The sequence below is a fragment of the Actinoplanes utahensis genome, assembly GCF_016862455.1.
GTDB classification, from domain to species: Bacteria; Actinomycetota; Actinomycetes; order Mycobacteriales; family Micromonosporaceae; genus Actinoplanes; species Actinoplanes utahensis.
In genome coordinates, this window is the sequence record NZ_BOMZ01000092.1 from 1 (window position 1) to 19126 (window position 19126).

Here is a 19126-nt window from a genome sequence, read left to right on the forward strand (position 1 = left end):
GCCACCGGCGATCCCGCCACCGGCGATCCCGCCACCGGCGATCCCGCCACCGGCGATCCCGCCACCGGCGATCCCGCCACCGGCGATCCCGCCGCGGATCCTCCGTCGATCGCCCCGCCGTCCGCCGGCTTTCCGCCCGTCGCCGCGCCGCCTGTCGGCCCGCCAACCCTCGCCCCGCCGTCCGACTGAAGTCTGCCCGGCCGCTCACCGCCTCGGAGGATCCAGCCGATCCCGGGACGGACCTGAGGTTGCCATCCTGCCCTCAGCTTCCCAGCAGCGCCTTCTGCCGGGCCGCCTTCTGTCCGACGGCCTTCTGCCCGGCCGCCTCCTGCTCGGCGGCCCCTTGCTGAGCTGCGGCGACCCGGCGGCCGAAGACAGAGGCGGCCATCGGGCGGAAGAGGCGCAGGACATCGGTCACGAACCGGTGGCGGGCCAGGCCCAGAGCACGCAGCGCGCCGCCGTGATCGGCGGCGACCACGAGCGCCGCGCCCACCATCAGCACCCACCATCCCACGGCTGCGGCGAACCGGCCGGCCCGTGGGGCCGCGGCGAAACCCTGCCGCAGCCGGTCCAAGTGGAACGGCACGTGCCGCTCCTCATCGGCGAGGATCCGGGCGGCGACCCCGGAGACGTACGGGTCGCCGCAGCCGTCACGCAGCGCCCGGTAATACCGCAGCGCCACCACCTCGGCCAGCATCAACGTCATCAGCTCCAGTCGCAGGCCGCCACCACGGCGTACCAGAACGAAGACGGTGTCGGTCCAGTGCCCGCCGATCGTCTCCGCCCCGGCGTACCGCAGCACGCGCGCCAGCCGTACCGCATGGCTCTGCTCCTCGGCCACGAAAAGCCGCACCGCCGCCAGATAGACCGGATCGCCGGCCCGCTCCGCCGCCGCGATCACACTGGTCCCGTCCCCGTCCTCACCGGCCTGGAACCGCTGGATGCTGCGGATCAGCGCCCGCGGCAGCCGCCCACCGGCCGGCTGCGGCTCGTCCTGCCCGGCCCGGCGGCGGGCGTGCTCCTGAAACGTCGCGAGATGCTGCCGAAAGTCCATGGCCGAAACCCTGGCCCGCAGCCGTCACCGCGCGAAAGGCCCATCACGGAACCTCCACACGATCTCCCACCGGTGATTCGCCGACCGATCACTTCGTCCGTAGGGTCGGACCATGGAGCGGGTGAATGCGCTCGACCGGCCGATCGTGGCCGGATACGACTGGGGTGGCCTGGCGTCCTGCGTCGCCGCGGCGTTGTGGCCGGGGCGGGTGGCCGGGCTGGTCTCGCTTGCTGGTTACGACATCATCGACATCGAGCGACAACGGCACGGGTACGACCCGGTGGCCGAGCACGCCGTGTGGTACCAGCACCTGTTCCAGACCGAACGCGGCCGGGAGAGCCTGGCCGCGCACCGCCGCGACCTGTGCCGGATGCTGTGGCGGCAGTGGTCGCCCCGGTGGGCGTTCGACAGTGCGACGTTCGACCGGACCGCTCCGTCGTTCGACAACCCGGACTTCGTCGACGTCGTCATCCACGCCTACCGGCACGCGCTCGGCCAGGCCGCGGGCGATCCGGCCTACGACGATCTCGAGGTACGCCTCGCCGCCCGTCCGAAGATCACTGTTCCGGCGGTGACCCTGGACGGCGCCACCGACACCCTGAAGCCGAACGGCACCGCCGACCACGCTCCGATGTTCCGCGCCGCCCACCAGCATCGCCTGATCGATGCCGGTCACAACCTCCCACAGGAGGCGCCGGCGGCGTTCGCCGACGCCGTCCTGACCGTCCACCACCTCTGACGACTGGCCGGCTCCGGTGACCCGTTACTTCCGGTGACCCATCACCTCCGGTGCGCCCGGAGACCGGCCTCGCAGGCGTGCCTGGCCTGCCGCCAGATCGCCTCGAACTGTTCCACGGAGATCTCCCGGAAGCGGTATTCGACGGCCGCTTCCGGGGTCCATCCGTACTCGCTGTGGTACGCGCTCAGGGCGGGAAGCCCTTCCTCGTCCCTCAGCCGCATTTCCTCAGCGAGCGATGCGGCGGCGAAGGTGGCGTCGTCGTTGTTCTCGCGCCGCTCCACGTAGCGTGTGACCCATCGCGTCTCGTCGAGTTCGGCGTAACACCATGCGTCTTCCTCGATGACGCGATCGAGGCGCCACCGGATGTAGGTTGCCATCGCGGCATCTACTCCAGCCCTCTTGTGGCTTCTTGCGATGAGTTTCACAGCATTGCGCGGGTGCGCCGGCCCCCGCCTGACACCCGGTGATCCACCACCGTAGCCCGAACCGTGTCGCGGGATTCCTCATCGACACCCGGCTCCGGTCCGCTGAGCCTTTCCGCCCTGATTGCGCGGGCCGGCGTGGGTGGGATACCGAGGGCGGGGGCCCGGACGCGATCACCCCACTGGCGGCGGCCGCGGCGTGGCGGCCGGAGCTTCGCCTCGGATCGGCGGTGATCCCGGTGTCCACACGAGGTCCCGGCGTGCTGGCCCAGACCGCGGCGACGCTGGCCGGGCTCAGCCGCGAGCCGCTGCTGCTCGGCATCGGCTCGTCGGTGCCGGCGCATGTCACGGCGCTCAACGGGGTCCCGTTCGAGCGGCCGCTGGCCCGGGTGCGGGACACGCTGCGTCTTCTCCGTGCCGCGTTCGCGGGGGAGAGGGTGGACGAGACGTTCGAGACCTTCGCGGTACGGGGATTCCAGCTTCCCGACGTGCCCCGGCCGCGGCCGAAAGTGCTTGTCGGAGCATTGCGCCCGCGGATGACCCGGCTCGCGTTCGAGGACGGCGACGGAGCGGTGGTGAACCTGCTGACCGCGGACGATCTGCCCCGGGTGCTCGACGGGACCGGCGTACGGCGTACCGATCAGGTAATGGTGGTCAAGCTCTTCGTCTGCCCCACCCCGGACGCCGCGTTGGCACGGGAGCGGGGACGGCGCTTCCTCGGCTGGATCCTGAACCAGGAGCCGTACCGCAGGTTCCACGAATGGCTCGGCCGTGGCGACCGGCTGGCCGCGTCGCATCAGCGGTTCTTGCAGGGTGACGCCCGGGGCGCCGCGCTGGCCCTGCCCGACGATCTCGTGGACGAGCTGTGGCTGCACGGGCATCCCGAGGAGTGCCGCGAGCGGATCACCCGTTTCGTCCAGCCGGGCGTGACAGCGGTGCAGCTCTACGTCGCCGCACCCGGTGGCACCGGCCGCGAGCACGCTGATCTGCTGGCGGCGCTGCGTCCCCGCTCCTGCCGGGCCGCCCGGTTCAGCGGCCTCCCGCGCTCTGCGCCGGGCTCGGGCTCGGCCAGAACGGATTGTCCTTGCGGCATTCCTCGACCGAGGTGCAGGGGTAGACGACCTGCCGGACGCCCGGCAGCGCCTCCAGCTCCTTGCCGGCGGCGGTGTCGCGGATCTCGCGGGTGGCGGCGCTGTTCTCGAGTCTCAGACGGAACGACTCCGGCAGGGTGTCCTCGTTCAGGTACTCGAGGAACTCCGGCTCGTCCGCGAACAGCTTTCGTGCCTTCGCGGCGGCAGCCGCCCTGTCCTCGAAGGTGATCTCGGTGATGCCGGGCCGCTTCTCGAGCCAGGCGCGCACGTCCGACTTCTGCCGCTCGGTCGCCTCGTCGTCCATGAAGACCGTGAAGGTGGCGTGCTGGTCGAGTTCCCGGGCCAGCCGCTCGTCGGCGGACTCCTCGAAGAGGCCGCAGCCCGCCAGCGTGACCACGGCAAGCAACGCCCCGAAAACGATCTTCAGTAGTCGCATGGCGCTGCACGCTAGCGGATGCGGGTGACCAGCCCGGCCCGGAGTGGCGCAGGTCTCGGACAGCCGGTCAGCGGGGTCGTTCCCAGCGGTGGAAGGCCGAGCAGAGGGCGGCCAGAGTGAGCGCGAAGACCGGTAGCCACAGGAGGCGGTGGACGGGCCAGGCGCCGGTGGGTTCGTCCAGCAGGCCGGGCAGCCGGCCGGCGGGCACGCCGGCGAAGGTGACCAGCAGCAGGGCGCTCTGATGCCAGCAGAACACCGTCATCGCGGCCATGTTCAGCACGGCGACCGGGGTCCAGCGGGCCGGATGCCGCAGCCAGCCGGCCAGCCGGTCGCGGACCAGCAGATAGACGCCGATCTGGGCGGCCGCCAGCGCCAGCGCGAACAGCGACGGCGGATCGAGGTTGGACCAGCCGTCGCCGGGCACCCCGACCGCGCTCGCCGGATAGCCGGCCAGCAGCACCAGCGCGGCGCCCGCGGCGACACCGACCGGCAGCAGCACCAGTCCGGCACGGCGCGGGAGACGGCCCTCGGCCAGCGCGATGCCCAACAGGTACGGCACCGCCCAGCCGGCCACCGTCGCCACCGGGCGGGACCAGGCCGCCAGGTCGAGGTGACGGCCGATGTCCGAGGCCGCGACCAGCGGCAGCAACGGCAGCAGCGGCCACAGGCCGTACCGGCGGACGGCGGCCCGCAGCGCCGGGGCACACCCGGTCAGGACCAGATAGACCAGCAGAAACCACAGCGGGTGTACGAGTAACGAGCGCACCACGTGCAAGGTGCTCTCCGGCGCGCCGGTGGCCCGCAGCAGCAGCCAGGCCGGCACCCAGACCGCGGCGAGCACCGCGACCGGCCGGGCCAGCCGGACGACCCGGGCGCCGAGCCAGGGCAGATGGCGGCCGCGGATGCCGCGGGCGGCCGAATATCCGCCGGCCAGGAAGAACAGGCCGAGGGTCTGCAGCACCCAGGTCGCCGGGATCAGCGCCGGATGCTCGCGCAGCGGGCTCGCGCCGTGCCAGGCGGTGGCCCGGGCCGGGTCGCTCACCACCGCGGAGACCAGCCAGTGCCCGAGGACCACGCCGAGGATCGCCACGGCGCGCAGGGCGTCGACCGTACGGTCGCGGTGTGCCGGGGTGGCGGCGTCGAGCCGCACCGCCAGGCTCACCGCCGGCCTCCGGCGATCCCGGCCAGCGCGGTGAACGAGTCGGTGCCGGGCGACAGATAGTGGTCGTGATCGGAGACGTCGGCGGTGGGGAACAGCCGGGCGCCGAATCCCGGGTCCACCGGCTTGGCCCCGTGGCCCATGCCGAACAACCGGCCCGGCGGAACCCAGGCGACGAAGTCTCCGGTGCTCTGCCCGGCCCAGACCCGCGCGCCGGTGCGGAGCGCGGCGGCGCTGTCCACGCCCATGCCGGGGCTGCCGAACACGGCGAGGTCGGTCACCCGCGGGGAGAGCCGGGGCGCGGCGTGCCCGATCACCGTGGATCCGTAGCTGTGCCCGAGGAGCGCGATCGTGGCGTCCGGGCGGACCGCGGCGAGACCGTCCACGAAGCGGGTCAGCGCGGTGGCGCCGCTCTGCGACAGGTGGGGCCGGCCGGCCTCGTCGAAACCTTGGGGAGCGTCGTAGCCGAGCCAGGCGATCACCGCGAGACCGCCCGGACCGGACCCGGCCCGCTGCAGGTCGGCGGCTTGCACGGCCGGCGAACGGTACGCCTGCCCGCCGACGCCACGCCAGAAGTTCGCCAGCCGGTTCCGCATGCCGGGCACGATAACCGCGACCCGCAACGCCGTGGACAGGTCGCCGAACACCTGGGCGACCCGGCCCCGTCCCCGCGGGTCGAAGATCAGGTAGTCGCCGTCGGGGTGGTCCACTCCGGACTCCTGCAGAGACCGCCGGTTCGCCGCGTACCGCAGGGCGATCGGCGCGCCGTCCAGGTTGCCGACCACACCCGGGTGCTCGGCGGCCAGCGCGGCCTGCCGGGCCGCCGGCATGGCGGCGAACCAGGCGCGGACCTCGGACGGGGTGGCGGTCACCGGGTCCGGCAGCTGCCGCCGGTCGGCCTGCCAGGCGGCGGCGCCGGCGGGCGGCAGGACCGGCGCGGTGGCGGGCGCGGCCAGCACCGAACCCGTCGCGGGCGCCACCACGACCGTGGTGATCACCAGTGCCGTCCGCAGGCGTCTGATCAATGTCATGGCGCACACCGTGCCGGGACGGCGTGGCCCGGCACATCGGCCCGTGGTCGGCATCCGGGATAGCCCACGGGCTTACGCCCGTGGGCCGATGCCCGGACGGTCCCCGCGTCATTACGATCTGCCGCATGCCTGCCGCACACTTCCGGACGGGTGCCGTGCCGGCCTGGCTCGGCGCGTTCCTGTTCCCGTTCGCCCTGTTCCTGGCCGTCACCCTGCCCGGCGACCCCGCCGCCCTGCAATGGCTGGCGGGGATGGGCCTGGCCCTGCTCCTGCCGGTGAGCCTGGCACGCCGTTCACCGCTGGCGGCCCTCGTGGTGGTTCTGGTCGGCAGCGTCGCCGTGTTGTTCGCCGTGCCCGACCAGATCTACGGCAGGATCCTCGCCGCCATCATGCTGGTCGTCACCGACGTCCTGGCCGGCAACGTGGCCGCCGTCCGGTCGCGGCGCGTTGCGATCCCGGTGGTGATCGCGGTCGCCGTCCTGCAAGGATCGGTGGCCGTCGCCCTCGGCTTCCTCGACGACGTGCCGACCATGCTCACCGTCGTGAGCCTGGCGGCCGTCACCGCCGGGGTGCTCGGCGACTCGATCGGGCAGCGCCGCCGTTACGCGACCGTCCAGCGGGAGCAGGCCGAGGCCCGGGCGGTGCAGGCCGAGCGGCTGCGCATCGCCCGCGAGCTGCACGACATGGTGGCGCACAGCATCGCCGTGATCGCCGTGCAGGCCGGGGTGGGCCGCCGGGTCATCGACACCCAGCCGGCGGAGGCCCGTAACGCGCTGGCCAACATCGAGGACACCAGCCGGGACACCGCGGCGGCGCTGCGCCGGATGCTGGGCACGCTCCGGCGTACCGATGCGGGGTCCGGCCCGGCGCCGCGGGATCCGGCGCCCGGCCTCGCCGACCTCGACGATCTGGTGGCGCGCAGCGCTCAGGCCGGCGTGCGGGTCCGCCTGCGGCGGCACGGCGATCCGGTGCCGCTGCCGCCCGACATCGACCTGTCCGCGTTCCGCATCGTGCAGGAGGCGGTGACCAACGTGATCCGGCACGCCGGCACGGACGACTGCGACGTCGACATCCGCCAGGACGCCGGCACGCTCACCATCGAGGTCGCCGACGACGGGCAGGGTCCCGCCGCCGGCGCCGGGAACGGCCTGACCGGCATGCGGGAGCGGGTCAGCCTGCTCGGCGGCGAGTTCGACGCCGGCGCGCGCCCCGACGGCGGCTTCCGGGTGGCCGCCCGCATCCCGCTGCCCGGAGCGGCATGATGGGCGCTACCACGGAAGGCGGGGGAGCGATGAGCATCCGGGTGGTGCTGGCCGACGACCAGCCGTTGATCCGCAGCGGCCTGCGGGTGCTGATCAACGACGCCGTCGACATCGAGGTGATCGGGGAGGCCGCCACCGGCGCCGAGGCGGTCCGGTTGGTCCGCGAGCACCAGCCGGACGTGGTGGTGATGGACATCCGGATGCCGGTGATGGACGGCATCGAGGCCACCCGGCACGTCGTCGCCGGCCCCGGTCCGGCGCGGGTTCTCATCCTCACCACGTTCGACGACGACGAGTACGTGTACGCCGCCCTGCGCGCCGGGGCCAGCGGCTTCCTCGTCAAGGACATGGCCCTCGAGGACATCCTGGGCGCGATCCGGGTGGTCGCCGCCGGGGACGCGCTGATCGCCCCGAGCGTCACCCGCCGCCTGATCGAGCATTTCGCCGGCAGCACGCCCGCGCCGGCTCCCGCCCCGGCCCGCCGCCGCAGCCTGGACGGGATCACCGAGCGGGAGCGTGAGGTGCTGACCCTCGTCGGCCAGGGCCGGTCGAACGCGGAGATCGCCGTGGATCTGCACATCAGCCCGGCCACCGCCAAGGCCCATGTGGCCCGGCTGTTCACCAAACTCGACGCCCGCGACCGGGTGCATCTGGCCATCCTCGCCTACGAGACCGGCCTCGTCGTCGCACCGGACTGACACCGCTACGGCGGTTTCTGGGTTGTGACCGCAACAGGCATGCATGAGTGAGGCGGGGGACGGGTCTGCCCGGCACGCACCGGCCGCTCGATGCAGTCCCGGATCCGCACCAGCGTCTCCTTGTCCGCCTTCCAGCGCAGGAACGAGACCGGAGTGTTGATCTCCTTAAGCACGGTCCGCAGCAGCCGGAACCACGCACCGACGTGAACGGTGCGCCGCGGCAGGGTGACCTGGCCGGTATGAAGCCTTCGTGGGTACGCCGGTCCATGATCGGGACTGCCGCGCTGGTGGAAATGGTCGCGGGCTCGGGGCGCCCCGGTAGTGCCGCACGGCGATACCGGCAGGAGGCATCCGTGTTCGGGATAGTTGACCATGATCGGTGATTACGCCATCAGCAGCAGGCCCCACTCAATCACCGGAGATCCAGAGATATCCGCGTGCCCGGGTCGCCTCCTCGATGAGCGCCCCCAGCGCCTGCACGTCGACCCGGAGCTCCGGTCTGCGGCTCGCGATCTCGTCCAGCTCCACGGTCAGCTGCGGCAGCTGGATCAGGTTGATCATGGTGTCGCCGTAGGAATCGATCCTCGACACCAGGTGGTGCCGTTCCCGGTCGCTCGCCGCCACCAGGCGTTCCAGCGAGGAGCCCGCTTCCGAGCCGGCAGAGCGTCGCTCGTGCACCTGGTTCTCGACATACACATCGAACCCCACCGCGGCGCCTCCTTCACGAAATGGCCGGCCAGGGCATGGTAGAGCTCGACCCGGTTCACCTGACGCGCTGACCTACCACGATGTCCGCGTCGGCGAACAAGCGCGGCACAGCACTGTCGCGACGGCTTCGTGATCTCCGCGTCGAGAACAGGGGAGCGGGCCGGCTCGCACGGCGGGCTCGGAAGCGCTGCGCGGGGTTCGGGCGGCCGGGATGAGCAGCAGCGCGGCGTAGTAACGCACGCTGACTGTCGGATTTCTGTCACCCGCCGGGTTCGCTGCGCAGGATGCCGGATCCTGGGGGTCCACCGGGGCGACGGGGGACGATGATGCTACGTGGAGCCAAGAGCATCGCGATGGTGGGTGCGCTGCTGCTGATCGGCGCGGGTGTCGCCGGGTGCACCACGGTGAGCACGGATTCGGATCAGGTGGCGCTGCACTACGACGCGGGCGCCTTCTCCAGCACCACCTACCAGGAGTGCGTGAAATCCAACAACCGTTCCTGGGACGGCCTCGGCGAGCAGTACTACAAGTATCCGGCCGGGCAGCGGAACTTCGAGTTCAGCAGCAGCAAGGACGCGGAGTCCCAGGCGTACACCGTGGTGTCGAAGGACAACCAGGAGCTGACCATCACCGGCGGTCTGACCTTCCACCTGGACACCTCGTGCGACGACGACGGCGGGGTGCTGCGCGCCTTCCACGAGGAGATCGGCCTGAAATTCCAGCCGGTGCTCGGCGACGACGGCAAGACCACGGAGAACTGGCTGGAGATGCTGCGTTTCTACATCGGGCAGCCGCTGGCCAAGGCGCTGACCACCGAGGCGCAGAAGTACGACTGGCTGGCGCTCTACAACGATCCGGCGACCCGGGAGAAGTTCGAGACGGCGATCAACGCCAGCCTCGGCGCATCGGTCACCGCCACCACCGGTGACAAGGCGTACTTCGAGCAGTTCAACCTGACGCTGCAGAACCCGGAACCGCGCAAGGAGCTGATCGACGGGCTGGCCGCGGTGCAGGTGGCGATCACCCAGCGGCAGGCGCTGGTCGAGCAGAACGCGACGCTCGACGAGAAGCTCAAGCAGATCCGCAAGCTGGTCGGCGTGCTCGGCCCGGACGGCTACATCCTGTACGACACGTTGCAGCGCTGCCTCACCGGCGAGGCGCCGAAGGGCTGCCCGTCCTTCCTGCCCCTGCCACCGGGCGGCACCGTGGAGGCGCCCGCACCGGCACCGGCGGCCACCTGATCAACGCTCCGCCGGCTGGGGCGCTCCCGACGGCACCGGCTCGGGAGCGCGGCGCAGGGTGCGGACGGCCGGGATGAGCAGCAGCGCGGCGCAGCCCAGGACGCCGACGACGACCGAGGCGCCGAGCACACGTTCGCCGCCGGTCACCCCGGCGACCGGGCCGGCCAGGGCCTGACCGATCGGGACGCTGCCGGTGGAGCCGAGGACCTCGTAGGAGGTCATCCGGTTCAGCATCGCCGGCGGCACCAGGGTCTGCACGCTGGTCTGCCACTGGATCGACCAGAACGCCCAGACCACGCCGTTGATCCAGGCCGCGGCCAGCAGCCAGGGCAGCGTGACGTGGGTGGCGATGGCCAGGGGGAGCAGCACGAAGCCGAACATCGCCACGGCGCCGGCGGCGAGCGGGCGTTGCGGTCGCAGCCGCAGCGCGGCGAGCCCGCCGCACACGGTTCCGGCGCCGAGCGCGGACTGCATCCAGGCGTACGCCGACGCGCCCAGATCCTCGCTGACCAGCACGGCCCCGAGCGGGATGAGCGGGCCGAACAGGAAGATCCCGTACGCGACCCAGACCAGGATGACGCTCCAGATCCAGCTGCGGGCGCGGAACTCGTGCCAGCCCTCGATCAGGTCCCGGATCGGGGACGACGCCCGCCGCCGGACGGGACCGGTGCGCAGGGTGGCGAGGCAGATCGCGCTGATCGCGAAGGTGGCGGCGTCCACGGCGTACACCGGCCCGGCCCCGAACACCGCGAACAGGACGCCGGCCGCCGCCGGGCCGAGCATCTCGGCGAACGCGACGGCCGTGCGGATGGTCGCGTTGGCTCGCTGTGGATCGTTGCTGACCAGTGGGACCAGACCGTTGACGCCGGGCTGGAACATGGCCGCGGCCGCGCCGCTGACCGCCGAGCACACGATCAGCAGTGGCATCGACGGGGTGCCGGTGAAGAACGCCACCGCCACCACGACCTGCGCGACGACCCGGACCAGGTCGGCGCCGAGCATCAGCGGCCGGGCTCCGAACCGGTCCGCGAACACCCCGCCGAACAGGATGAACCCGAGCATCGGCAGCATCCACGCGGCGAGGACCAGGCCGACGCCGGTGGCCCCGTACACCTGCCCGATCGCCAGGGCGGCCGCGACTGTGAGCATCGCGTCGCCGAACATGGAGATGGTGCGTGCCACGAAGTACCGGATGAAGTCAGCCGTCCACATCCGGCAATATTAAGGTTTCTTCAGAGAACGGTGGGGATGTGCCTCACCGCGACGCGCGGCTCCGCCCGCTCGGCCGGTTCCGGGCGTTCCGGCAGCTTCACCGTCTCGCGCTTCATCCGCTCGTACGGCACGACGCTGAGCAGGTGACTGAGGATGTTGAGCCGGCCGCGCTTCTTGTCGTCGGTCACCGCGAGGTACCACGGCGCCCACTCGGTGTCGGTGGCCCGGAACATGTCGTCGCGTGCCCGGGAGTAGTCGTCCCACCGGGTGTACGACAGCAGATCGAGCTCGGAGAGTTTCCACGTCTTGCGCGGGTCGTTGATGCGGCCCTCCAGGCGGCGGGTCTGCTCCTGCGGGCTGACCTCCAGCCAGTACTTGACCAGGATGACGCCGGAGTCCGCGATCTGGTGCTCCATGCTCGGGGTGGCCTGCAGGAACTGCCGCGCCTCGCCCTTGCTGCAGAAACCCATCACCCGTTCCACACCGGCCCGGTTGTACCAGCTCCGGTCGAAGATGACGACCTCACCGCCGGCGGGCAGATGCGGCACGTACCGCTGCAGATACATCTGCGACCGCTCCCGTTCGGTGGGCGCCGGCAACGCGACCACCCGGAACACCCGCGGACTCACCCGCTCGGTGATCGCCTTGATCGCACCCCCTTTGCCGGCGGTGTCGCGGCCCTCGAAGACGACGCACACCTTGGCGCCGGTCGCCTTCACCCACTCCTGCATGGTGACCAGCTCACCGTGCAGTCTGCGCAGCTCCTTCTGGTACTCCTTCTCCTTCATCCGGGGTCTGGCCGTGCCGTCACCGTCCGTGGCGGTCGCGGTCTGAAGGGACCGGTGCTTGTGCTTGGCCATGTCTTCCTCCGGAAAGCGCGACGGGGCCTGTCGCCTTCACCGTGCCGTCCGGAGGCGCCGTGCGCGCCCTCCGCCACGGATGATCCGTGGCCCGCGCGGATGCGCTGACATGAGGTGTGACCGTGGGCGCGCTTCTGATCCTCGTGGCCGTCATCGTCTGGGGCGCGTTGTCGGCGCGGCTGGAACGGGCCGACCTGACCGCCCCGATGGTGTTCGTCGGCGTCGGCGCGCTGCTCGCCTTCGGCCTCGGCCTGGACGCGGGCGCCGGCGCCGCCGGAGTGACGGCGCTGACCGAGGCGACCCTGGTGTGGGTGCTGTTCTCCGACGCGGCCCGAGTGGGGGTAGGCGACCTGCGTGCCGATGCCGCTGTCTACGCCCGGCTGTTCGGGGTGGCGCTGCCGCTGACCGTGGCGGCCGGGACCCTCGCCGCCTGGCTGCTGCCCGGCGTGCACAGTCCGTGGATGGCTCTGCTGATCGGCGCGGCGCTGGCCCCGACCGACGCGGCGCTCGGCGCCGTGGTGATCACCCATCCGGCGGTGCCGGAGCGGATCCGGCGCATCCTCAACGTGGAGAGCGGCCTGAACGACGGCATCGTCACGCCGGTCGTGATGCTGGCCCTGGCCGGAGTGGCGTCGGCCGAGGGCCATGCCGGCGCCGGCGTGCTCGGCGCGGTGCTCCAGCTGGCCGGGGGCGCCGCCGCCGGGGTGGCGGTGGGTGCGGCGGGCGGCGCGCTGCTGCGGGCGGCCGGCCGGCGGGGCTGGGGCGAGGAGAGCTTCGCCGGTCCGGCGGTGCTGGCTCTGGCACTTCTGGCGTACGGCCTGTCGACCGCCCTGCACGCCAACGGTTTCGTCGCCGCGTTCGCCGCCGGGATGGCGTTCGGGCACGTCGCCGGGCGTCGTGGCCCCCGTGAGGTGTTCTACGTGGAGGAGACCGCGGGACTGGCCGCCCTGCTGGTCTGGGTGCTGTTCGGGGCGATCGCGCTGCCGCTGCTCGACGGGCACCTGAGCGGATGGGTGCTGCTGTACGCGGTGCTGAGCCTCACCGTCATCCGGATGCTCTCGGTCGCTCTCGGGCTGGCCGGCGCGGGGCTCGGCCGGCACGCGACGCTGTTCGTCGGCTGGTTCGGGCCGCGCGGCCTGGCGTCGGTGGTGTTCGCCCTGATCGCCGTGGAGGAGCTGGGCCCGGGCGCGGAGCCGGCGGTCGCCGTGATCACACTGACCGTGCTGCTCAGCGTGCTGGTGCACGGGCTGAGCGCGAGACCCTTGGCGGTCCGCTACGCCGGGCCTACTCGGTGAACCTGCCGATACGCCGGCGCGAGGCCCGCATCAGCGCCAGCTCGTCCGACCCGCTGACCACGATCCGCGGATCGGGGGTGAAGTCCAGGGCGGTGGAACGTTCCTTGTAGTCGATCGCGCCGAGGATCACCTTCATGGTGTTCAGCCGGGCGGCGTGCTTGTCGTTGGAACGGACGATCAGCCACGGGGCGGCCGCGGTGTCCGTACGCCGCAGCATCTCGAATTTCCGTTCGGTGAAGTCGTCCCACCGGTCCTGGGCCTGAAGATCGATCTCGCTGAGTTTCCACTGCCGCAGCGGGTCGGTGCGGCGCCGTTCGAAACGCCGCGCCTGTTCCTCGCGGGTCACGCTGAAGTACAGCTTGACCAGCACCGTGCCCTGCCGGGTGAGATCCTTCTCGAAGCCGGTGACGCCGCGCAGGAAGTCCTTGTACTCCTTGGGCGTGCAGAAGCCGAAGACCCGTTCGACCATCGCCCGGTTGTACCAGCTGCGGTCGAACAGCACGATCTGGCCGCCGGCCGGGAACTCGGCCACGTACCGCTGGAAGTACCACTGGGAACGCTGCTCGGCGGTCGGCCGGCCGAGCGCGACGACCCGGTAGTGCCGCTCGTTCATGTAGCGGGAGACGCGCCGGATGGTGCCGCCCTTGCCCGAGGCGTCGCGGCCCTCGAACAGCACGATCATCCGCAGATTCTCCGCCTCCAGGTGCCGTTGCAGTTTCAGCAGCTCGACCTGCCACGGGCGGAGCGCCGCCTCGGCCTGGTCGTGGCGGCGGAGCCGGGCGATCTCGCGCAGTGCCTGCTGGTACTTCCTGGCGAGATCGGCCATGGTGGGCCCCTTCCGGCATCGTCCCGACATCCCCAGGATTCCCGCTGTTCATGTCGGCGGCGTCATCCGCGAGGAATGACGTAGACGGACGTCCGGCATGGCTGACTTGTCGAAGGATCGAGAGGGGGACGGCATGGGGGCGGCAGGCTGGGTGCCGGGCATCGAGGCGGTGGCGACCTACCGCCGCCGGTGGCTGGTCAAGGACGTGGTCGCGGGTCTGGTGCTGACCACGCTGCTGGTGCCGCAGGGCATGGCGTACGCGGAACTGGCCGGTCTGCCCGCCATCAACGGTCTCTACACGACGGTGCTGTGCCTGCTCGGGTACGCCGTCTTCGGGCCGTCCCGGATCCTGGTGCTCGGCCCGGACTCGTCGCTCGGCCCGATGATCGCCGCGGTGGTGCTGCCGCTGGTGGTGTCCGGCGGCGATCCGGCCGCGGCGGTGGCGCTGGCGTCGATGCTGGGCCTGATGGTCGGGCTGATCATGACGGCGGCCGGTGCCGCGAAACTCGGGTTCCTCGCCGATCTGCTGTCCAAGCCGACCCAGATCGGCTACATGAACGGCCTGGCCCTGACCATTCTGATCAGCCAGTTGCCGAAGCTCTGCGGGTTCTCCGCCGACGGCGAGGGACTCATCGAGGAGACCCGGGCCTTCGTCCGGGGGGTCGCCGCCGGCGAGACGAATCCGGCGGCCCTGGGTGTCGGCCTGTTCGCGCTGCTGCTGATCCTGGTGCTGCAACGGTGGCTGCCCAAGATCCCCGCGGTGCTGGTCGCCGTGGTCGGGTCGATCGCCCTGTCGTCCCTCTTCGACCTGGGCGCGCACGGGGTGAGACTGGTCGGCCCGCTGCCGCAGGGACTGCCGCCGCTCACCCTGCCGCACGCCTCCTGGGATCAGTTCGGGCTGCTGCTGGCCGGGGCGATCGGCATCACCCTGGTCTCGCTCACCGACACCATCTCCACCGCGTCGTCGTTCGCCGCCCGCACCGGCCAGCAGGTCCGTGGGAACCAGGAGATGACCGGGATCGGCGCCGCCAACATCGCCGCCTCCCTGTTCCAGGGGTTCCCGGTGAGCACCAGCGGCTCACGGACGGCGGTGGCCGAGCAGTCCGGGTCGCGGTCGCAGCTCACCGGGGTGGTCGGCGCCACGGTGATCGTACTGATGCTGGTCTTCGTTCCGGGCCTGTTGCGGGACCTGCCGCAACCGGCGCTGGGCGCCGTGGTGATCGCCGCCTCGCTGTCGCTCGCCGACGTTCCCGGCACGGTGCTGCTGTGGAAGCGGCGCCGGATGGAGTTCCTGGTGTCGATCGCCGCGTTCCTCGGAGTGGCGCTGCTGGGCGTGCTGCCGGGCATCGTCGCCGCGGTCGGCCTGTCGGTGCTGAACGTGTTCCGCCGGGTGTGGTGGCCCTATCAGGCGGTGCTCGGGCGGACCCGGGACATGCAGGGCTACCACGACGTGACGTCCTACCCGGACGCCGAGCGGCTGCCGGGGCTGGTGATGTTCCGCTTCGACGCGCCGCTGATCTTCGCCAACGCGCGGGTCTTCCGTGATCAGATCCGGGAGCTGGCCAAGAGCGAGCCGAAGCCGGAGTGGATCGTCATCGCCGCGGAGCCGATCACCGACGTCGACATCACCGCGGCGGACATGCTGGAGAGCCTGGACAACGAGCTCAACGCGCAGGGGACGTCGCTGGTGCTGGCCGAGCTGAAGGACCCGGTCCGCCGCAAGATCGACCGTTACCAGCTCACCCACACGATCGACCCGGAGCACTTCTTCCCGACCCTCGAGGACGCGGTGGCCGCCTTCCGCACGCGAACCGGCGCGGACTGGTCCGCGCCGGAGTGAGACCGCGTGCCGTCAGGGCTGGTAACCGCGCAGGAACAGCGCCTCGGCGAGGGCGAGACGGGCGATCTCGCCGGGGTCGACGCTCTCGTTCGGGGCGTGGATCAGCGCGAGCGGCTCCTCGACCCCCATCAGGATGATCTCCGCCCGCGGGTACGTCTCGGCGAACACGTTGCACAGCGGGATGGAGCCGCCCTGCCCCAGCGCGACCATGTCCCGCCCGTACGCCTCCCGCATCGCCGCGCCCAGCGCCCGATACGCCGGCCCGCCGGTCCGCGCCTCGAACGGCTGCCCGAGCGACTCCTTCTCCACCGTCACCCGCACCCCCCACGGCGCGGCCGACTGCAGGTGCGCGATCAGCGCGTCCTGCGCCTTGGCCGCGTCCATGCCCGCCGGCACCCGCAGGTTGAGCCGGGCCCGCGCGTGCGGCTGGATCGCCGCGGCCGACCCGACCACCGGCGGGCAGTCGATGCCGAGCACGGTGACGGCGGGCCGGGCCCACAGCATGTCCGAGACGGTGCCGTCGCCGAGCAGCCCGGCCCCGCCGACCAGGCCGGCGTCGGCCCGGAACTGCTCCGGCGGGTACGGCGCCCCGGTCCACCTCTGGGAGTTGTCCAGCCCGGCGATCGTGGTGTTGCCGTCGCTGTCGCGCAGTGTCGCCAGGATGTGCACGAGAGCGGCGAGCGCGTCCGGGGCGGGACCGCCGAACATGCCCGAGTGCAGTTCGCCCCGCAGCGCTTCGACGGTCACCACCACGTTGGCCAGGCCGCGCAGCGTCACCGTGGTGGCCGGGGCCCCGACCGCCGCGTTGCCGGTGTCGCAGACCAGGATCGCGTCCGCCTCCAGCAGGCCGGGGTTGCGGACGACGAAGTCCTCCAGGCCGCCGGTGCCCTGCTCCTCGGAGCCCTCCACGATCAGTTTCAGGTTCACCGGCAGGTCGGCGTCGCCGAGCGCCCGCAACGCGGTCAGGTGCATGACGATGTTGCCCTTGCAGTCGGCGGCGCCCCTGCCGTACCAGCGGCCGCCGGACTCGGTCAGCTCCCACGGCGGGGTGCGCCAGGCCGCCGCGTCGAGCGGCGGCTGCACGTCGTAGTGGGCGTAGAGCAGGACGGTCGGGGCGCCGGGGACGGCGGTGGGCCGTACCCCGAAGACCGCGTTGCTGCCGTCGCTGGTCTCGTGCAGGCCGACCCCGGTGAAGCCGACGCCCGCGAACCGGTCGGCGACCCAGTTCGCGGCCCGCAGGCACTCCTCGGCCGGGTACTGCCGGGGGTCGGCCACCGACCGGATCGCCACCAGTTCGGCGAGGTCGTCGCGGGCGCGGCCCATCAGGGCCTCGATCCGGTCCCTCACGAGGCCACCTCCGCGTACTTCAGCTGGTTGACGAGGTGCTGCCACATCTCGATGTACTCCGGGCAGTAGACCTTGATGATCAGCAGCTGGCCCTGGACCACCTTGTTGTCGACGATCACCGGCCGCTGGCCGGGTCCCGCCGCGCCGTTGGTGAACTGGCCGTAGAGGATGCCCCGGCGCAACGCGACGTCCGGGTCGTGGCAGACCGCGCCGCCGTCGTCGCCGAGCAGGTTGACGACCCGGTCGGTGTTCAGCGCCCGCAGCCCGGCGTTGGTGAACTCGGTGCTCAGCTGGGCAGCCTTCTCCTGCGCCTGCTGGGTCTCGTTCTCGTTGACGACCCGGACCACGCCGATGCCGGCGAGGATGATCAGGGCGATCAGCGAGACGGTCGCGATCACGGACCTGCCGCTCATGCCGCGGTCTCCTTCCAGGACGGCTTGCGCAGCCGGTAGAACAGGTAGGGCACGAGCAGGCCGAGGCCGAGCGCGCCACCGGCGACGATGGCGAGGTAGACGCCGACGCTGCCGGCGCCGAACTGCGACGGCGGGACGAAGCCGATGAGCAGGGCGGCCAGCGAGGCGGCGAACCCGACCCCGCACAGGCCGGTCAGCATCGGCGCGCGGTAACCGCGCGGGTGGTCGGGGTGCTTGCGGCGCAGCCGGATCGCGGCGACGAACATCAGCAGGTACATGATCAGGTAGACCTGGGTGGTGATCACCGAGAAGATCCAGTACGCGCTGGAGACGTCCGGGATGAACGCGTAGGCCAGCGCGATCACCGTGGTGACCAGGCCCTGCACCACCAGGATGTTCTGCTGCACGCCGTGCTTGTTGAGCTTCTGCAGGTACGGCGGCAGGTAGCCCTCCTGGCGCGAGATCAGCAGCAGGCCCTTGGACGGGCCGGCCAGCCAGGTGAGCATGCCGCCCAGCGACGCGGCGACCAGCATGACGCCGAGGATCGGGGTGAGCCACTGCGAGCCGAAGGCGGCGAACACCGCGTCGAACGCCTGCATCACGCCGGCGGTCAGCGACAGCTGCTCGGCCGGCACGATCCAGCTGATCGCCAGCGCCGGCAGGATGAAGATCAGCAGGACCAGGCCCATGGCCAGGAACATCGCCCGCGGGAACTCGCGGCCCGGCTTCTTCAGCGAGCCGACGTGCACCGCGTTCATCTCCATGCCGGAGTACGACAGGAAGTTGTTCACGATCAGCACCAGGCTGGACAGGCCCGCCCAGGCCGGCAACAGGTGGTCGGCGGTCATCGGGGCGGCCGACTCGTTGCCCTGGCCGAGGAAGACCGCGCCGAGCACCACCAGCAGCGTGCCGGGGATCAGCGTGCCGATGATCAGGCCGCCGCTGGCCAGCCCGGCGACACCGCTGGTGCCGCGGGACGACACCCACACGCCGGTCCAGTAACAGACCATGATCACGATGGCGGTCCAGACGCCGCTGGACGCCAGATCGGGATTGATGACGTACGCCAGCGTGCTCGCCACGAAGCCGAGCAGGCTGGGGTAGTAGAAGATGGTCATCGCGAACTGGCACCACACGGCGAGGAAACCCGCCGGCTTGGAGATGCCCTCGCTGACCCACTTGTAGACGCCGCCCTCCCATCCGGAGGCGAGTTCCGCCGAGACCAGCGCGGTCGGCAGCAGGAACACGATGGCCGGGACGACGTAGAGGAAGATGCTGGCCAGGCCGTAGACGGCCATCGTCGGGGACGGGCGCAGGCTGGCCACCGAACTCGTGGTCATCAGCGCCAGCGCCACCCAGGATATGTAGGAAATCGTTCGTGCCCCTCGCGGTTTCGCCGCCGGCACATCCGTCGCACTCACGCTGCCTCCGTTCCTTCTCCGCTGCGCGGTTCTTTCCGCGGATCATCGACCCGCAGTGGCGCGCGTCACCT

18 protein-coding genes and 2 pseudogenes are annotated in these 19126 nt (G+C 71.6%); 8 read left to right on the forward strand and 12 right to left on the reverse strand.

Annotation, left to right across the window (positions count from 1 at the left end):
• A pseudogene (locus Aut01nite_RS33455) lies at positions 1–189 on the forward strand (hypothetical protein); the annotation flags it as partial.
• 73 nt (positions 190–262) lie between these two features.
• On the opposite strand, the gene Aut01nite_RS33460 reads toward Aut01nite_RS33455, so the two are convergent.
• The gene (locus Aut01nite_RS33460) at positions 263–1054 is read right to left on the reverse strand and encodes a ferritin-like domain-containing protein (RefSeq protein ID WP_063958807.1); all 792 of its coding nucleotides are present in this window, start codon (positions 1052–1054) and stop codon (positions 263–265) included.
• Positions 1055–1166: 112 nt separating this feature from the next.
• Between Aut01nite_RS33460 and Aut01nite_RS33465 the strand changes: the two genes are divergently transcribed.
• On the forward strand, positions 1167–1793 hold the full coding sequence (locus Aut01nite_RS33465; protein ID WP_236642855.1) for an alpha/beta fold hydrolase: 627 nt from the start codon (positions 1167–1169) through the stop codon (positions 1791–1793).
• Between the two features lie 41 nt (positions 1794–1834).
• Here Aut01nite_RS33465 and Aut01nite_RS33470 read toward each other — a convergent pair whose 3' ends face one another.
• The gene (locus Aut01nite_RS33470) at positions 1835–2170 is read right to left on the reverse strand and encodes a hypothetical protein (protein WP_043527579.1); all 336 of its coding nucleotides are present in this window, start codon (positions 2168–2170) and stop codon (positions 1835–1837) included.
• Between the two features lie 86 nt (positions 2171–2256).
• Between Aut01nite_RS33470 and Aut01nite_RS44965 the strand changes: the two are divergent.
• Positions 2257–3135: pseudogene (locus Aut01nite_RS44965) on the forward strand (LLM class flavin-dependent oxidoreductase); the annotation flags it as partial.
• A gap of 109 nt (positions 3136–3244) precedes the next feature.
• On the opposite strand, the gene Aut01nite_RS33480 reads toward Aut01nite_RS44965, so the two are convergent.
• The 3 genes from Aut01nite_RS33480 to Aut01nite_RS33490 form a co-directional block, all read right to left on the reverse strand.
• The gene (locus tag Aut01nite_RS33480; RefSeq protein ID WP_161790675.1) at positions 3245–3742 is read right to left on the reverse strand and encodes a cell division protein FtsX; all 498 of its coding nucleotides are present in this window, start codon (positions 3740–3742) and stop codon (positions 3245–3247) included.
• 67 nt (positions 3743–3809) lie between these two features.
• Complete coding sequence (locus Aut01nite_RS33485) at positions 3810–4904, reverse strand: acyltransferase family protein (RefSeq protein ID WP_052164015.1); 1095 nt, start codon at positions 4902–4904, stop codon at positions 3810–3812.
• A complete protein-coding gene (locus Aut01nite_RS33490; RefSeq protein ID WP_043527574.1) occupies positions 4901–5932 on the reverse strand; it encodes an alpha/beta hydrolase in 1032 nt (343 codons plus the stop codon). The genes Aut01nite_RS33485 and Aut01nite_RS33490 overlap by 4 nt, the downstream gene beginning before the upstream one ends.
• Positions 5933–6057: 125 nt before the next feature.
• On the opposite strand from Aut01nite_RS33490, the gene Aut01nite_RS33495 reads away from it, so the two are divergent.
• Positions 6058–7194 carry a sensor histidine kinase gene (locus tag Aut01nite_RS33495; protein ID WP_052164013.1) on the forward strand — a complete coding sequence of 379 codons (1137 nt, stop codon included), beginning with the start codon at positions 6058–6060 and terminating at the stop codon, positions 7192–7194.
• A 29-nt stretch (positions 7195–7223) separates the two neighbouring features.
• Positions 7224–7892, forward strand: a complete 669-nt coding sequence (locus Aut01nite_RS33500; protein ID WP_043527573.1) for a response regulator — start codon at positions 7224–7226, stop codon at positions 7890–7892.
• Positions 7893–8300: 408 nt separating this feature from the next.
• On the opposite strand, the gene Aut01nite_RS33505 is transcribed toward Aut01nite_RS33500, so the two are convergent.
• Complete coding sequence (locus Aut01nite_RS33505) at positions 8301–8600, reverse strand: hypothetical protein (RefSeq protein ID WP_043527571.1); 300 nt, start codon at positions 8598–8600, stop codon at positions 8301–8303.
• A gap of 323 nt (positions 8601–8923) precedes the next feature.
• Here Aut01nite_RS33505 and Aut01nite_RS33510 point away from each other — a divergent pair, with 323 nt between their 5' ends.
• Positions 8924–9841 (forward strand): SPFH domain-containing protein, encoded by a 918-nt coding sequence (locus tag Aut01nite_RS33510; RefSeq protein ID WP_161790674.1) that lies wholly within the window; start codon positions 8924–8926, stop codon positions 9839–9841.
• Here Aut01nite_RS33510 and Aut01nite_RS33515 read toward each other — a convergent pair whose 3' ends face one another.
• On the reverse strand, positions 9842–11053 hold the full coding sequence (locus Aut01nite_RS33515) for an MFS transporter (protein ID WP_052164012.1): 1212 nt from the start codon (positions 11051–11053) through the stop codon (positions 9842–9844).
• Positions 11054–11073: 20 nt separating this feature from the next.
• Entirely contained in the window at positions 11074–11913 is an 840-nt protein-coding gene (gene ppk2, locus Aut01nite_RS33520; RefSeq protein WP_043527568.1) for a polyphosphate kinase 2, read from the reverse strand.
• 122 nt (positions 11914–12035) lie between these two features.
• Between ppk2 (Aut01nite_RS33520) and Aut01nite_RS33525 the strand changes: the two genes are divergently transcribed.
• Positions 12036–13208, forward strand: a complete 1173-nt coding sequence (locus tag Aut01nite_RS33525) for a cation:proton antiporter domain-containing protein (RefSeq protein ID WP_083999349.1) — start codon at positions 12036–12038, stop codon at positions 13206–13208.
• Here the strand turns inward: Aut01nite_RS33525 and ppk2 (Aut01nite_RS33530) are convergent.
• Positions 13198–14034 (reverse strand): polyphosphate kinase 2, encoded by an 837-nt coding sequence (gene ppk2 / locus Aut01nite_RS33530; RefSeq protein ID WP_236642853.1) that lies wholly within the window; start codon positions 14032–14034, stop codon positions 13198–13200. The genes Aut01nite_RS33525 and ppk2 (Aut01nite_RS33530) overlap by 11 nt on opposite strands.
• A 97-nt stretch (positions 14035–14131) precedes the next feature.
• Between ppk2 (Aut01nite_RS33530) and Aut01nite_RS33535 the strand changes: the two genes are divergently transcribed.
• On the forward strand, positions 14132–15874 hold the full coding sequence (locus tag Aut01nite_RS33535) for a SulP family inorganic anion transporter (RefSeq protein ID WP_201775555.1): 1743 nt from the start codon (positions 14132–14134) through the stop codon (positions 15872–15874).
• 12 nt (positions 15875–15886) lie between these two features.
• Here Aut01nite_RS33535 and Aut01nite_RS33540 read toward each other — a convergent pair whose 3' ends face one another.
• From Aut01nite_RS33540 to gadC, 3 genes are read right to left on the reverse strand one after another with little or no spacing between them, the layout of a single operon-like run.
• On the reverse strand, positions 15887–17221 hold the full coding sequence (locus Aut01nite_RS33540) for a dipeptidase (RefSeq protein WP_236642852.1): 1335 nt from the start codon (positions 17219–17221) through the stop codon (positions 15887–15889).
• A complete protein-coding gene (locus Aut01nite_RS33545) occupies positions 17218–17634 on the reverse strand; it encodes a hypothetical protein (protein WP_043527563.1) in 417 nt (138 codons plus the stop codon). The genes Aut01nite_RS33540 and Aut01nite_RS33545 overlap by 4 nt, the downstream gene beginning before the upstream one ends.
• Complete coding sequence (gene gadC / locus Aut01nite_RS33550) at positions 17631–18989, reverse strand: glutamate/gamma-aminobutyrate antiporter GadC (protein ID WP_236642850.1); 1359 nt, start codon at positions 18987–18989, stop codon at positions 17631–17633. Before gadC ends, Aut01nite_RS33545 begins: the two co-directional genes overlap by 4 nt.
• Positions 18990–19126: the final 137 nt, after the last annotated feature.